The organism is Vibrio sp. 10N.222.52.B12, assembly GCF_002875385.1.
GTDB classification, from domain to species: domain Bacteria; phylum Pseudomonadota; class Gammaproteobacteria; order Enterobacterales; family Vibrionaceae; genus Vibrio; species Vibrio jasicida.
Map to the genome: position 1 here is coordinate 1 of NZ_MDAW01000124.1, position 15,521 is coordinate 15,521.

Sequence of the window (15,521 nt, forward strand, 5' to 3'; positions counted from 1 at the left end):
ACTTGTGATCAAGAGACAGGCTCGTGGCGGGGTTTGGTAGATCACTAGAAAAAGATATTTATGCCAGTTTAAAGGTCGCGACTTGTGAGTTGAGGTCTTCTGCTTGCGATTTCAATTCAGAAGATTGAGTCATCGACTCTTCCGCACCAACGACCAATTGATCCGTGACATCTTTTATCGAAGTTACGTTCTGCGTGATTTCGTTGGTCACGTGAGTTTGTTCTTCTGCGGCTGTCGCGATTTGTGTTGCCATATCGCTGATCATCGCAACTGCGGAATTAATCTCGTCCAGTGCTTGAGAAGCGCGGTCGGCATCTTCTACCGAACCTATTGCCAGCTCAGAGCTGCGTTCCATCAAAGTAACAGCACGCTGAGTTGTGCGCTGAAGCGTTTCGATGGTTGATTTGATCTCTTCTGTTGATGTATGAGTGCGTTGCGATAGAACACGCACTTCATCCGCAACCACAGCAAAACCACGGCCCTGTTCACCCGCGCGAGCGGCTTCAATCGCGGCGTTCAATGCTAGTAGGTTAGTCTGCTCTGCGATGTCACGAATGGTCGATAGCACGGTATTGATGTCTTGAGCGTGTTGGTTTAGTTCACTGATCACGCCGCTGGCTTGGTTTACTTCCGAAGACAGGTTGTTGATCGAGTCTTTGGTGTTCACTACCAACGCATGACCGTTTTGTGTGCTCATTGAAGAATCTTGCGCTACTTTGGCGGTTTGCTCTGCATGAGAAGCAATCTCCTGTGTTGCAGATGCCATTTCAGTCACGGCCGTAGCCACAAGAGTGATTTCTTGTTGCTGGTGGTTGAGCTCTTCAACTGATTGATTTGCACGTTTGGTGCTTAACTCGGATTGTTGGTTTAGTTCTTCAGCTTGATGGCGAATATGGCCGATGAGTTTCTGGAGGCTTTCAACGAATTGGTTGAAGTTTTCTGCGAGCTCACCCACCTCATCGCGGTTTTCCACTATGATACGTTGAGTTAAGTCACCACTACCGTTGGCGATTTGCGATAGTGCATTAGATACGTTGTAAAGCGGACGGAATAGGATGTTACACAGCAGGTTAAACAAAGCCACGCAGATGATCACCACGATAGTCGTCGCGATGATTTGGCCCCAAACTGCGTCGTAAAGTGGGGCAACTAAAGAGTCATTATCCAGAACCGTGACCGTTGTTAGCTTAGTGCCGTCAATGGCTTTCGCGTAAACCACGAAGTCTTTGCCGTTGATGGATACGGTACGATCTTGACCGGAATTTGCTGCCGTTGTGATATCGCTGTTGTTCAGCCCCAATTTGCTAACAGGTTGGTTAAGTAGCTTGCTGTCATTGTGGGTGAAGATATTGCCTTGGTCATTGGCGATAAACATGTAACCTTCACCTGGCAGAATCACTTGATTAAGGCTGTTCAGAATATCACCGATTTCTACATCAGCACCAAGGACTGAGGTTTGACCGTGTAGCTGTATGGCTTTACCAAGAGAAACTACGTTTGCCCCTGTTGCTGCTGCAACCGTTGGGTTATCCATAAAGACTTTAGAAGGGTTTGCGATTGCGTTGGTGTACCAACCCCATTGACGAGGGTCGTCGTTACCCGGTGGAAGGGCAACACCGTTCGCGTTGTCTTGAGAGCCGTCTGGATACGCAAGGAAGACGTTATCAAACTTGGCAGAGTCGCGAACTTGTTTGAGGTGCGTCACGATAGCCGATTTCTCTGCGTCTTGTGACAATGATGTAAGCGCTCGTTCTTTGGATAGGATCCAATCACTCACATATTGGTTATAAGATGCGCTTGTACTTTCTAAACGTTGCGCGACTTCAACATCCAGTCGCTGCAAAGAATCACGAAAAGACAGCCCCTCTACCAACACTCCCCCGAGGATGATGGCAGCACTGGCAGATATCGCCAGTTTGTTTTTCAAAGATAAATTCTTAAGCATAAAATTTTGATTGGCTCGTTATATTTATAAAAAGTGGTGTTGCACGGGCCATTATATTTTAGTGGTCAAAATAAATTTCGATCTATGTCGCGTATTTGAGCCATATCGGTGTTTATAAAGAATTAATCTTTAATGCTATTTACTTTTTTGGACTAACTTGTTTATTAGCAAAGCGTTATCTAAGTCTTTGTAAATGATTCTTATTTTTATAAAGTGTGATCGAAGTCTTACTATTCGGGCGTATATTTCATATTAAATATCAAGCATATGACGTGATCGATATATTGCCTCAATTAATCATTGTTAGGGACGATAGTTATGCGTAGCACGTTGTTAATTCCCGCATTATTGCTGTCAGGGTGCGCTCTGACGCCCCAATCTACACCTCTTCAAACTGACCCTAATTGGGTTGTTGACCAACTTCCCAATGGGATGAAATACCACATTTACCCAACTCAAGATGAAGAAGTTTCGGTACGTTTGATGATGAACGTTGGCTCATTCCAAGAAGAAGCCAATCAAAAAGGCTATGCACACTTTATTGAGCACATGGCGTTCAACGGCAGTACCCATTTTTCTGGTAATGATGTAGTGAAGTTGTTTGAAGCTTCTGGTGGCAGTTTTGGTGCAGATATCAATGCCACAACGACCTATCAACAGACGACCTATAAGTTGGATTTGGCTAACCCTGAAAAGCTTGATGATGCGCTAACTTGGATGCGCGACATCAGTGATGGTATTCAGTTTGATCCAACACAAGTGGAGAAAGAGAAAGGCGTCATTTTAGGTGAGTGGCGACGTTCTCGTCCCGATGATAAATCCCTATCTTTTAACGCGTACCAAGCTTCAATTGAAGGCACGCCTTACGCAGAGCACGACCCTATTGGTACACGTAGTTCTATAGAAAACACAACTTCGCCTGCACTCAAAACGTTTTATGACAAATGGTATCAACCACAATACGCAGAGCTTATCGTGACGGGTAATGTGGATGCAGAATCACTGACTAAGATTATTGAGAGTAAGTTTTCTAACTGGGATAGTACATCCGATGCTGTTGTTGAAAAACGTCGTGACATCCGAGCAAAAAATGCAGACCGTATTTTGCCAAGTAGTCAGATGGAGTCGCCGAGTTTGCATTTGATTATCGACCGAGATTCGGTGAGTCGTCAAACCATGCAAGATCAACATAAAGCATGGCAAGATGAAATCAGTGCTCAACTTATTCAACAACGCCTACTTAGTGTTTTGAATGATGCTGCGGAGTCATTTCAATACGCGTACGCACAACCATACTCTTCAAACTATCACCGCATGATGTCTGCTGGTGTTTCATTTGCACCAGAGCGCCGAGAGAAAATCCAGCAAATCTTCATGAACACATTGACGTCCTTGCGTGACTATGGTGTTACTCAACAAGAACTCGACGGGATCATGTCGGGTTGGTATGGGGAGCTGGCTAATCTCGATTCTGATTGGTCGAAACGCAAACCAGCAGGCTATGCAGAAGCGCGTGTATTCCAACTAGAACAAGATTCAGTGAGCCAATCCAAAGCAGGCTATGAATTGAGCTTGTCGACGTTTGTTAAGAGCAATACGCTAACCCATGCGAATGAAGCGTTGGAGGCTCTTCTTTCTCAGCCAGCAAGTTTTGTTGTCGGCTTAGGTAAAACAGAAAATAAAGCTCAGTTCGCTGGAGAATTTGCCCTGTTGAGTGCCGCTTACGCACAAGCGGGGGAAAAGCCTTTGAACATGTACGCGAAAGCCGATGGTTTTGTTCAGCCAAAGAAAGAAGGCACTATTGTAAGTACTCGTGAAGATGCGGGTGGTTTCCAAGTGTATACCTTGTCAAACGGTGTGGATGTTTGGTTCCAAAAGGATGATAAAGCAGCCAATCGAGCTTATGTTTACTTCGTCAGCCAAGGTGGTAAAGCCGCGTTAGATAAGCCACTGTATCCTGCGTTTGACGTGGCAACGATGGCAGCAGCTCGTAGTGGTTTGGGTGATTTTTCTGGTTCTGAACTCGACAGTTATTTACGTAAAAACGATATCTCGTTGTTCCCTATTTTAGGACCAACTAACCATGGCATAGAGGTCATTACTCCGAAAGCGCATTTGGCGAGTGCGTTAAATGGTTTGTACAACATTGCCACTGATATCAAAGTGGATGAACGCCAACTAGAAGCGGTGAAACGAGAGTTTCTTCAGCAGCGCCGTGCCTTTTTTGAGTCGTCGATGGGGAAATGGATTAAAGCGGCGAACGAAAACTCGTACTTACCAAACAGTCGCCATCGTTTGTTACCAAGTGATGGTGTAAAGGATGTGACACCTGAGCAGGTTCAAGCGGTACATGATGCTTTGTTCAACTACAATCGCGGTTTTAAAATGGTCATTGTGGCGGATGTTGAACCAGAACAAATTACCCCATTGTTGCGTAAATACGTCGCCTCTATTGATATGCAGGTAGGGGAACCGGTGGATTACTCGATTGAGTTCAACCCAAATGCATTAAGCCGAACGGTGATGGAAGAAGGTAACGAACCGTCATCGATGTATTTATTACGTCTAACCAATCAGCACGAGTCGCCAAGAACTGGGCATGACATGATTGTGGAAGACATGCTTCAACGTATTGCGGCTGCGCGTGTTACAGAGCAATTACGTGAAGATGCAAGCTTGGATTACAGCCCGAGTATTTATCCAATCACACAAGATCGTGAAATGGTGTCCGACTGGTTCTTGGAATCTCAAATCGATCCTAAAGACGTTAGCAAAATGGATGCGCAGTTAGATAAGGTTTTTGATGAACTGGCGAAAAATATCACTCAAAAAGAGGTTGATACCGCAGCTAAACAACTTGCGGTTGCAATGAAGGATTTGGATGATAATCCGGGCCAACGTAGCTGGGCTTACACACGCTATCTTGTTCATGGATATGGTTTAAACACATTGCTTGATGTAGATAAAGCGGCTCAGAGTGTGACGTTAGAAGAAGTAAAAGCCAAAGCGAAAGAGGCATTTGGCATCAAAGCTAAGCGAACAACGATTATTCTAAATCCAAAATCGTAATCATCTACAAGGGCGACGTGTGAGTCGCCCTTTTTCTGTCTCGCTTTGCCAATTCCTTGCGCGATTTAGCCACATTGGCAGGGCTTTGTTTCGCCTTTCTTTATTTGTTGTTTGTAAGTTTTTATCGCTTGTTTACGTTCTTCGTCTAAATCTGCGCGGCGCACAATCACTTTCATGCCTGATTGAGGCTTTACCTTACACGCGTAAAGAGGTGTGCCATTAACTTCTACTTTGCAAGCATGGCAGCAACCGTGTTTACGCTTGTTCTTTAGGCAGGGCGCAGCGATATTCACTTTGACCTTGCGGGCTGTTTCTACCAAGTTCTGATCATCTGGTGAAATCGCGATTTGATGGTTATCAATCTCTATGATTGCAGGTTTGAAGGTAAACATAATCTCTTAAAATTCAGTAAAACAATAACTAAGACGACAGAGGCCGAAAAAGACGACGCATTTCCTTATTTTTTGTTCGGTTCCTTGCGATGCACTTCTAATGCTGTTTTTGTGAAGGAAAGTCGCACATTAATAATAGGCAGGAAACCATATGGTATCGCTTGAGTCTGACCTTACTCCTGATTGAAGTAAATAAAGGTTCCCCCAATGAAACGCTACTTATTGTCGACAATTTTACTCCTAAGCAGTGCCAATGTATTTGCAGAAGCGGCACCCACTCAACCTGTAGCGCCAAAACCATTTGGTTTAGAAAGCATTACTGCTGATCAGCAAGCTAAGATTGAAGAAATTCAGCTTAACTTAAGCAGTACGCTGACTCAGGAGCAATCGCCACAAGATATCCAAGAAAGTGCGAAGCAGTTTGAGAAGTTAGTAAAAGCGTCATCGTTTGACGAAGCAAAAGCAAAAGCGCTGCTTGAACGAGCTAACAAGACACAAATCGATGTCCAGCTTGCAAAACTAAAAGCACAAAACGACATTTACAACGTTCTGACTGATGAGCAGAAGTCGACGTTAGAAAAGCGCCAACAAGAACAAATTAAAAAGTTTGAATCGATGAAGCAGCAAGCTCAGTAATCGAACGATTTTAATTGTCTAATTGATTAAAAAGACACCTGATTAATAGGTGTCTTTTTTCTTGTCATTCAAAAATGAAAGGGACCTTTCCCACTCCTTAAATTAACGGTTATGAGCGGTGCTTTAAGGTCATCAAAACGTAACAAATTTAATGAGACTTATTGTGATCTTGGTTCAGTAAAAAAATCCTAATGATAACTAGATCACAAAACGAAGGCTTATCTAACGGGTGAGCACCGTTCTTATCACCAAGCAAACCGCCATCTTTCTGAGTAAAAAGTCAATATAGTTATAAGTCTAGATAAATTATCAAGTTAAGAGATGTATTTACCGAACAGATCAGCACTGTCGGAAGGTCAATTCAGCTTGATATAGTCCAGAGGATTTTGTGCAGGGGATTGGGCTCAACCAATCATTGCCTGCCCTGCACCATAGCATGAGAAAAATACGCTCAAACACGGGTTAATAAGCATTGGGTAATAACTGACGAACACTCATCCTTATTACTTATGGTTGTTTGAACTATATTTTAATTATTAATAATTATAACGCAATGGAAGGTATGTTTATGAGTACCGTACAGGCAATCAGTGACAAGCGCCTTGTAAAAAAAGCAGAGAAATACCTCAAGAGTCATCATGATGAAGTGTATTGGCTAATTTGGAGAATAGGTATTGAAACAGGGCTACGAATTACCGATATCACCAAGTTGGGTTACGATAATATCAATTTCGAATCCGGAGAAGTGGTTGTGATTGAGAGTAAAGGCACGCTAGCCCGACAAGCCAGAGCGAGGCATAAAGTCTTAAAAAGTGTCAAAAATGAGTTGCTTAACTACTACAAGCGTGATCACACAAAACTGCTTTCTGTTTACGTATGTGACTATCGACACATCACTGATCTTGTTCCTCGCTGCTGGAAAGATAGCGTCCAAACACGATTAGAAGAAGCAACCAAAAGTGCGCCAGTGAAAAAAAGAGTGGCTTATCTCAGTCCGCGAACATTAACGGCATTAAAAAAGCGACAAAGAGTATGGCAAGGTCGAGACAGCGGATTCATCTTTTCAAGAGCGACACTGGGCAGTAATCGTGCAAAAAGACAGCGAGGTGTCATTTCTCGACAAGCGTGCTGGCGGGTATTCTCATGCTTATCTTGTTGTATCGATGAGCTTCGCCAACACAAGATTGGTTGTCACAGCCTGCGTAAAATCTTTGCACGTCACCTTTATCATTCAAGTGATATGGATATTGGCCTTGTTGCTACTATCATCGGTCATCAATCTGTTGCGACAACATTGAGGTACATTGGCATATCTGATGAAGATACAAGAAGGGCGCAATTGCGGCTGTTTGACTACTTTTTCGCATAGCCAATAACAACACAGTTCATATTCTCAATGACTGAGGAAGCGACCGCGACCTCACGTTTTCTAATGTCTTGAATTCCTAGCGCTGATTATTTGCGTCTTTTTTCTGCATCCATTTGTGGCTGAAATGCACGGTGAGTCATCGGTTTCTTGATAGGGTTGGTCAGGTAAAGGCTGAATCTATCGATATCAACGTAGTTGTTCTTTACCATTGAATCAAAATGCCGTTTTTGTACATTTCTCTTTATTTTTTAATGGCATAGCATCAAATAACTCGAGACAAATTCTACAACCTATCCTCCTCAAACATACAGAGCATGTCCGTATTGCTTAACTTTTTTATGCCTATTTAACCTCTTGATTCATAAGTCAATTAAGCAGTGCAGGAGAACAGAAGATGAAATCGAACTTTTCTCATCACCTTCGAATGACACGAAAGAGAAGAGGTTGGTCTCAGAGAGAGTTAGTTGAGCGCTTGCACGATCTTTCCTTCTCTTTGTTTTCTGGGCTTGATGTGAATGCACTTTCTCGTTGGGAAAGCGAGAAGATACAACCGACACCTGAACGAATGGTTCAAATATTTAGAGCTCTCAGAATCAGTGTAGATGAACTTAAGGTTTGTGGCTTTCCGAACAAACCTCAACTGATGAAGAGATTTGAGCGCTTTCGAAGAGGAAATTTTGGACTGATTGAACTTCCCCAAAGGCAGGGGAGGTGGCGGCGTTTAAAAGAAAAAGGCAGTGGTTATAAGTTTCTTAGAAGTCTATGTTCCGTTGAGGAGTATGAACCGTTTGTGACAGGTAGGGAGCGAACGGAGCAGTGGTCTGTTACTGGGTGCTATTTAGCATCAGTCACATATCGAATTGAAGGCGATACTTTCATTCTTCTCCACTCTGAAAGCTTAACTTACAGTGCGTTGCTGTCGACGATTGAGCGTTTGATTGAGCTATTGTACGAAAGTGAGGCAAAATTTTTTTGGATCGTCGCGGCTGAAAGAAAAGCGGCAAAGAAAGCTCGAGTCCTTCAGCTTGAAGAGGTTGGCTTGTGTTCGAATATATATTCTGGAACGTCAGATTATGTATTAGGCGAGTTGTTGACTATTCGCTCTTGGAGCTCCTCAAATAACACTTAATTTTCACGAATTGTACGTCGAGTCATCGTTATCTTCGGAAAAACGTTTAATTGGATGAATGTAAATTGGAACAGGTAAATAACATATAGGCTCATAACAAGAATGCATTATTTCTTGATGAAAAGGAGCGAATAATTTAGGGAGAATTAATGATTTAGAACTTAATAACATTCACGCTAACCAAAAATCATAATGTTTGTGAAACGATACAAACATATCGAGTTGGAAATAAAATGTTTCCATCCACACATTTATTAAAAACTAAATTGCAACGATAAGAAGTCATCACTTCTTGTCTGCATTTATTCGCTAAAAATACACGGGATTTAAAAATGAAAGCTAAATTCATTCGCTCATCAATCGCAGCTACTTTTCTTTTTGGACTGATGTCTGCAACCCCTGCTTTGGCAGAAAACACGACCAACGTTTACTTCAAAGGTGAAATCGTAGAATCAGCATGTGGTCTATCACCAGACAGCATCGATCAGACAATCCAACTTGGTCAACAGCCAACGCATATCTTTAAAGCAAAAGGTGACCGCTCTACACCAGTGCCTTTCCAAGTGAAGCTGACGGATTGTGATACGACTGTAGCAACAAAAGCGGAATTCACATTCGATTCTAACCCAGACACCACAGGCGACCTATTTAGCGTTGAAGGCGGTGCAACGGGCGTTGGCGTACGTATCCTCCACGATGGTAACCCAATCGACAACGGTGACGTAGCAGCAAGCAACGTAATCGTAGACGGCACAAACATCGCGTCTTTCTCTGCAGCGTATGAAGCAAACGTAGACGTAACAGCAACACCTGTTACAGCGGGTGTTGCAGAATCTTGGGCGCTACTACGCGTAACGTACCCATAAGCAGTTGCCGAGAGAGCTTTGGCTGTTTAGCCAAAGCTCTCGTTCTAATAAAAAACACTGGTTGATAAAATGCGTCGTCATTTACTCGGTTTAATAATTGTACTTTCCTTTCCTTCTTTTTCTTACGCGACCAGCTTCAATGATTATTTTATAAGAAGTAAAAATAGTGTCGATTTAAGCAAATTCTCGAATGCGAACTTTGTGGAAGACGGTAAATATGAGCTAGAGGTTTATATTAATGGGGAGTTCTTAACCAAAGAAAATATTGTATTTAATAACAATAAACCCTGCATTTCTGATGTATTAATGGACAGCCTTCCTCTTAGCGAGCATGGTTATAAAGTCTACAAAGAAAACGCGATCTCAGTTGATGGTGGTGTGTGTTATCAGTTTGAAGATGTCGGCTACACCAAAGTCACGTCCGATCTCGGTAAAGCACGTTTAGACATCACGACGCCGCAAGAATACATCGCCAACGAGTACAAATATGGTTTTGTGCCTGATCGTTTATGGGACGATGGCATCGCCGCGCTCTATCTGGATTACAACGTTAACTATTTTTCCAGCCAACAAGACGATGAAAACGGTTGGAATGACGATCTATCCACCTATGGCATTGTTGGGCTAAATGCCGGAGCGTTTCGCTTTCGAGCAAATTACCAAGCATCTAACAACTACTCGGGTGACTTTACTTCATTGTATGGCTACGCGCCGATCCGCAGTATTAAATCGAAATTGACGTTCGGTAATACCCAGTTTGGCTCGGACGTGTACGACTCGTTCCAAATGACGGGTGTTCGCCTGCAAAGCGATGACCAAATGTTGCCATCTAACTTGCGTGGATACTCGCCAGTGGTCTCTGGCACGGTCAATACCAATGCGGTGATCACCATTCGCCAGCAAGGTAACGTACTTAAAGTGGTGAATGTGAATGCGGGGCCGTATCTGATTGATGACCTAGCACAAGCGTCTCAAGGTACGTTGGATGTTGAGGTCAAACAAGCCGACGGGACGATTCAACGTTACCAAGTGAACGGTGCAGATGTGCTGTACCTAACTCGACCTAATCACGTGCGTTATAGCGTTTCCGCGGGCGTACCGGACAGTGATGCTTATGAGCACACACCAGAGTTTTTTTCCGCCGAAGCGTCCTATGGTGTCAACAACTACCTGTCGTTGTTCTCTGCAACGCTGCTCTCTGAAGATTACCAATCTTACACTTTCGGTAGTGGTATCAACCTGAATTACTTCGGGGCGGCTTCATTCGATATTTCTTCTGCACAGGCGAAATTAGGCGACGACACGGATGCCTCTGGCTTGTCTTATGGCTTTACTTACAACAACACGCTGACCGACTTTGGCTTGGGTTTACGTGTGGCGGGCTACCGATTTTCGGAAGAGCAATATTACGAATTTGATGAGTATTTGAAGTCTTATGATGACCGTACTTCTTCCATCGTCTATGCCGCGAACAACAACCGCAAAGATGAAAAGTACATTGCACTAACCCAGAGTTTCGGCTCGACCAGTGCGTATTTGTCTTACACCTCAAACAACTATTGGGACAATCGCCGCGACAGTTCTCGTTACGACGTCAATATTTCGCATCCGTTGAAGATCAACGGGATCGATCTCTACTTTACGATGAACCTGTACAAGTCGAACGACTCATACATCAGTTACGACTACGAGTCGGGCATTAATGAATACTCGCCAAGCATTGACGAAAAAGGCTGGTCATTGGGGATCTCTATTCCTATCGGTGGCAGCAACACTGTCTCAGTTCAAACCAATTCACGCAGTGGTGACTACTCTCAAAACCTTGCCTACTCGGGATACAACAATGATGACGGTTCTAACTATCGCGTTGCTTACGATGTTTACGAGGGTGAATCCAACGGCGTAAGTGGCAACTACAATCGCGATTTCTCATTCATGTCGACGTCTGTTGGTGGCAGCTATAAAACCAACTCGTACAGCCAAGTAAACGCCAATGCGATGGGTACGGTGCTGCTTTCAAAACATGGCTTGGCATACAGCGCACTTAATTCGGGTACGTCGCGCATTCTTATCGACTCGAATGTACCGGACGTCACCATAAACGGTAGCAACAACGAAGAGACCAATGCGTTTGGCTTGGCGCTGATCAATGGCGTGACGCCTTATCAAAAGAGCTACAACACCATCGATTACAAATCACTACCTGACGATGTTGAGGTGCTTGGCAGCGTTAAGAGCATGGTGCTGACCGAAGGTGCGATTGGCTATCAAAAAATTAAGGCCCGCCAAGGCAGCAACTTCATGGCGCGCTTGCAAGGCGAACAAGACATTCCGTTTGGTGCATTGGTGTTTGACGACGAACTCAATCAAGAGATTGGCATTGTTGGGCAAGACTCGACGGCTTATCTGGTCGGCGTCAATCTCGATTCAAAAATCAGTGTGAGCTGGGGGGATAACCAAAGCTGCCACTTAATCATTGATGACTCAATTCTAAACAGTAAAGAAGTCATCCGTTCCGTTCATTGTGATAATTAATCAGTAGTTGAGAAGTTATGAAAAAATCAATTCTAGCCGTCATGTGTTGTTTGATGGTCTCGGCATCGGCGAATGCGGCATTGGCTTTAGACCGAACTCGTGTGGTTTATGAAGGTAACTCAAAGGTAGAGACCGTCAAAATAAAGAACCCCGCTGACATTCCATTCTTGGCGCAATCTTGGTTGACGGACATGGACGGAAAGGATGTAGAAGACAAATTCATCGTTGTTCCACCCGTGTTGAGAATCGAGAGTAAAGATTACGCCATGTTGCGCATCAAATCTTTGCCAACGGCTTCCCAACTGCCGCAAGACAGGGAAACGGCTTACTTCTTACATGTTCGCGAAGTGCCGCCTTCGGAGCATGACAAGCACGATGATGCTGTCGCAGAGACCGCCAGTGGCTCTATCCAAATCGCGATTGAATCGGTGATCAAATTTTTCTATCGACCTTCCAGTCTGGACAAGATTAAGCGCGTCGATAAAGCGGTGGCGAGCGCGACCAAAATTAAGCGCACGGGCAGCAATAAGATCTTGGTAGAAAACGGTTCGCCATTTTACGTGACTTACTCTGAATTGATGGTGGGGAAAGCGAAGAAAGACGCGACAGGTTTCACCCCTGTGATGCTTGCGCCGTTCACCAGTAGAACCTTGAAAGTAGAAAAAAGCGACCGATACACGTTAAGCCACATCAATGATTATGGTGCCACGGTGAGCAACACCTATTTCTGCAATTCAAAAAACATTTGCACAGCCAAAGACGAAAGTGAGGGGTAATGATGAGAGCGTTATTTCTAATACTTTGTGTGCTCGTTACGGGGCTCTCAATGGCTCCCAATGCGTGGGCGTTAGCCTGCTACAGCACAGAAGCCGGTGGGAGTTTTGGTGGGAGTGGTCCTGGCGGTGTAAGCAGTTTCTACATTGACCCTTCTGCATCGGTACCCATTGATGCGCCTGATGGGCAAGTGGTATGGCGTGGCCCGTCTCAAACGGTGAATGTTACTTGCTATAAAGATGCGACGAATTTCCCTCACCTGAAGGATTTCCCCGAACAAGTGTTCTTTTGGCCCGGTAAAACGGGTGATACCGTCGTCCCAAATATTCCCGGTATTAAGGTGGGGTTTCGATATGAAGGCCGAGATATTTATGGCGTAAAAACGGCGGTCGATGGCTTCAGGGTTCCTCAGTGTAGTGCTAGTGAAGACAACAACGCTTGTGAATCACGCACTAAAACATCCAAAACCATTACATACCAGCCCATCATTGTTACGGGGCCGGGGGACTTCTCTGGATATAGCGCGCCGGTCAACATTTTCCAGTTAGATGGGGAGTTAGGTTACAACGGGGCGTATGCGAACTACCGCAGCGTAATTCAGAACATGGACATTCTTAAGCCTTCTAAATGTTTGGTTGAGCTGGAGATCAAGAACAATAACATCGACTACGGGCGCATTGGTGTAGACGATATTGTACAAACCGAGCCTCGACCTCTCACTATTATCGTTCGCAACTTAAAGTACGGTGCCGATTGTCCATCCGTTAAGCTACGTGGCTATTTTGATAATGTTCGAGACCTCAACAACCGATCTTACGTCCCGGTGTTTGACGAAAGCGGCACGGAAATCAAATCCTATGGCATCAAGCTTTACACTCCGAGTGGTGAAGAAGTGCAACTTAATGAGCCTGTCGGTGATGGCTACGAAGTAGAGCAAGTCGGCTATGACCGTTACTTCGCCAAACTGGTGCCTTTCGACCCTGCCAACATTAAGAAAGGGAAGTTCGAGGGAATGGTGGTGTACACCGTTTCTTACTTATAGGGGAAGTCTTGTGAATTACAAACAAATGATTTTGTTCGCGATTTCTGTTTTTGTACTCTCCCCAGTTTTGGCACAAGAGGCTCAGCAAGTCGACGAACCCGAGAAAAGCGTTATCGATACTTTGGTATCCAATGGGTTGTATTTTCAAGTGGGAGGGGGACTCGCTCAGTTTAAAGACGATCCTTACAAGCACGACAACGACATCACCAGTTTGAAGTACAGCTTAGGTATCTCGACGCAGCCTTTTGATTATGAGTTAGGCTATCGCAGCTTATCGGACGGCAATGGTTTTGACATGAAAGGTTTGGACATTCTCGCCAAACACAAATGGTCACTGTGGCGCGATGGTGGTTTGTTTGCTGGTGTGGGTGGCTACATCTACAACGCCGACATGGACAAGCCTCAGTTGGATTCACCGACAGAAACTAGCGGCGTGGCACCGTACTTGTCGGTGGGCGGTTACTATGCTCTGAGTGAGTACATCGACGTCTCGTTGCAATTCGACAATCTGTTTAATGTCAGTGTGCTCGATCAGTACTACGACAAAAAAGACACCAAGCAGTTGCGTCAGGTGAACTTGTCTCTGGTGCTTCATCCGTGGTCGAGCAGCAGTTACGATCCGCAACCTATTGAGTACATAGAAGATGCGCCAGAAGAGCAAACCGTGATTCTAGCGGAGAACAGTCCAGTTTATAGCTATGACGATGCATCGCTCAACCCTGAGATGGAAGCTCAGTTGATGCAGTTGGCCACTCGAATTACTGAGTTGGAAAGCTATGAAGTGGTGGTGACAGGGGGGGCAGACAGTAAGCCTGCTTATCTGGAGTACAACAATCACTTAGCGAAAGAGCGAGCAAAAGTCGTGGCAGATTTCTTGATTTTGCATAGCGTGAAAGCGGACAACATTCGTCTTGAGACGTCAGTCATTGAACAAGAATATCGCGAGCAAGCCGCGCGTAAAGTCGAAATTACGGTCAATGGAACCGAATTGGTTGTGCCAGAATAAGAGCTTTCTTCGTTTCTGACTGACAATAAAAATCCCTCGCCAATCGACGAGGGATTTTTGTATTCGTAGAGAGGAGGATACTCATCCCTTTTGAATGTCGAGATCAGTAACGATTAATCGTTCTTCTCTTTACCGTAAACGCGCACGCCCGCTTTAGAGCCTTCTGAGTTACCGTATACTTCGATGTTTTTCACACAGCGACGGTAACCGAAGTAACGCCAGTCGGTCATCTTGTCTTTCTTTAGATCACGGTGGAAGCGAATGGTTTTCTCGTCACCGTTTTGGAATCGCACAACGACCTTTCTTAGTTCTAGGTCTTTCTCTGCTTTCACTTTGATCGCATTGGTGTTGCGGCAAATCACCATTGGGATTTTTGCAGCTAGGTTACCGTGCTCAAGTAAGATAGTACGACCTAAAGTGAATTTATCGTCTGCGTGTGCAGGAGCGATAAGTGTTGTTGCAGCCAATGCTGCCGTGATAATAGCGGTATAAATTCTCATTTAAAAAATCACCAAAACACAGGAGCGCGAATCATAGTCGAGCTCAATAAAATTCAGCTAGCAATATTTTTCTTTGTGAATGAAATTTCACAGTCCGCTGACTTTGATTGCATAAATGTGAGAATTTATCAGCCGAGAGCAAAGGCAAGTAAGGGCGTTGTCGGTGATATGGCGCGTTTAAAACCGATCTCTTAAAGTGCTTTCGATGCCAATGGTTATCTGTATGGTCTGAGTACAAGAGGCTTTGTTGCGTAAATC

The 15,521-nt window shown here is 44.4% G+C and carries 12 protein-coding genes; 9 read left to right on the forward strand and 3 right to left on the reverse strand.

Annotation, left to right across the window (positions count from 1 at the left end; all coding sequences use genetic code 11):
* Positions 1–58: 58 nt before the first annotated feature.
* Positions 59–1,945 carry a methyl-accepting chemotaxis protein gene (locus BCT11_RS16050; protein WP_102388737.1) on the reverse strand — a complete coding sequence of 629 codons (1,887 nt, stop codon included), beginning with the start codon at positions 1,943–1,945 and terminating at the stop codon, positions 59–61.
* A 318-nt stretch (positions 1,946–2,263) separates the two neighbouring features.
* Here BCT11_RS16050 and BCT11_RS16055 point away from each other — a divergent pair, with 318 nt between their 5' ends.
* The gene (locus BCT11_RS16055) at positions 2,264–5,014 is read left to right on the forward strand and encodes a M16 family metallopeptidase (protein ID WP_063345149.1); all 2,751 of its coding nucleotides are present in this window, start codon (positions 2,264–2,266) and stop codon (positions 5,012–5,014) included.
* A gap of 65 nt (positions 5,015–5,079) precedes the next feature.
* On the opposite strand, the gene BCT11_RS16060 is transcribed toward BCT11_RS16055, so the two are convergent.
* Positions 5,080–5,406, reverse strand: coding sequence for a (2Fe-2S)-binding protein (locus BCT11_RS16060; RefSeq protein ID WP_042600617.1), 327 nt, complete (start codon positions 5,404–5,406; stop codon positions 5,080–5,082).
* Between the two features lie 207 nt (positions 5,407–5,613).
* On the opposite strand from BCT11_RS16060, the gene BCT11_RS16065 reads away from it, so the two are divergent.
* The 8 genes from BCT11_RS16065 (at position 5,614) to BCT11_RS16100 (ending at position 14,763) form a co-directional block, all read left to right on the forward strand.
* Positions 5,614–6,042 carry a Spy/CpxP family protein refolding chaperone gene (locus tag BCT11_RS16065; RefSeq protein WP_038868873.1) on the forward strand — a complete coding sequence of 143 codons (429 nt, stop codon included), beginning with the start codon at positions 5,614–5,616 and terminating at the stop codon, positions 6,040–6,042.
* Between the two features lie 568 nt (positions 6,043–6,610).
* On the forward strand, positions 6,611–7,411 hold the full coding sequence (locus BCT11_RS16070; protein ID WP_038868874.1) for a tyrosine-type recombinase/integrase: 801 nt from the start codon (positions 6,611–6,613) through the stop codon (positions 7,409–7,411).
* 394 nt (positions 7,412–7,805) lie between these two features.
* Positions 7,806–8,540 carry a helix-turn-helix domain-containing protein gene (locus tag BCT11_RS16075; RefSeq protein ID WP_102388738.1) on the forward strand — a complete coding sequence of 245 codons (735 nt, stop codon included), beginning with the start codon at positions 7,806–7,808 and terminating at the stop codon, positions 8,538–8,540.
* Positions 8,541–8,872: 332 nt separating this feature from the next.
* A complete protein-coding gene (locus BCT11_RS16080; protein WP_009706582.1) occupies positions 8,873–9,406 on the forward strand; it encodes a fimbrial protein in 534 nt (177 codons plus the stop codon).
* Positions 9,407–9,475: 69 nt separating this feature from the next.
* Positions 9,476–11,941: a fimbria/pilus outer membrane usher protein gene (locus tag BCT11_RS16085; RefSeq protein ID WP_102388739.1), complete on the forward strand. Its 2,466-nt coding sequence runs from the start codon at positions 9,476–9,478 to the stop codon at positions 11,939–11,941.
* A 17-nt stretch (positions 11,942–11,958) separates the two neighbouring features.
* Positions 11,959–12,717 (forward strand): molecular chaperone, encoded by a 759-nt coding sequence (locus tag BCT11_RS16090; RefSeq protein ID WP_045410784.1) that lies wholly within the window; start codon positions 11,959–11,961, stop codon positions 12,715–12,717.
* Entirely contained in the window at positions 12,717–13,757 is a 1,041-nt protein-coding gene (locus BCT11_RS16095) for an adhesin (protein WP_102388740.1), read from the forward strand. The genes BCT11_RS16090 and BCT11_RS16095 overlap by 1 nt, the downstream gene beginning before the upstream one ends.
* 10 nt (positions 13,758–13,767) lie before the next feature.
* Positions 13,768–14,763, forward strand: a complete 996-nt coding sequence (locus tag BCT11_RS16100) for an OmpA family protein (RefSeq protein WP_102388741.1) — start codon at positions 13,768–13,770, stop codon at positions 14,761–14,763.
* A gap of 113 nt (positions 14,764–14,876) precedes the next feature.
* On the opposite strand, the gene BCT11_RS16105 is transcribed toward BCT11_RS16100, so the two are convergent.
* Positions 14,877–15,263: a DUF2541 family protein gene (locus BCT11_RS16105; RefSeq protein ID WP_005434277.1), complete on the reverse strand. Its 387-nt coding sequence runs from the start codon at positions 15,261–15,263 to the stop codon at positions 14,877–14,879.
* Positions 15,264–15,521 lie beyond the last annotated feature (258 nt).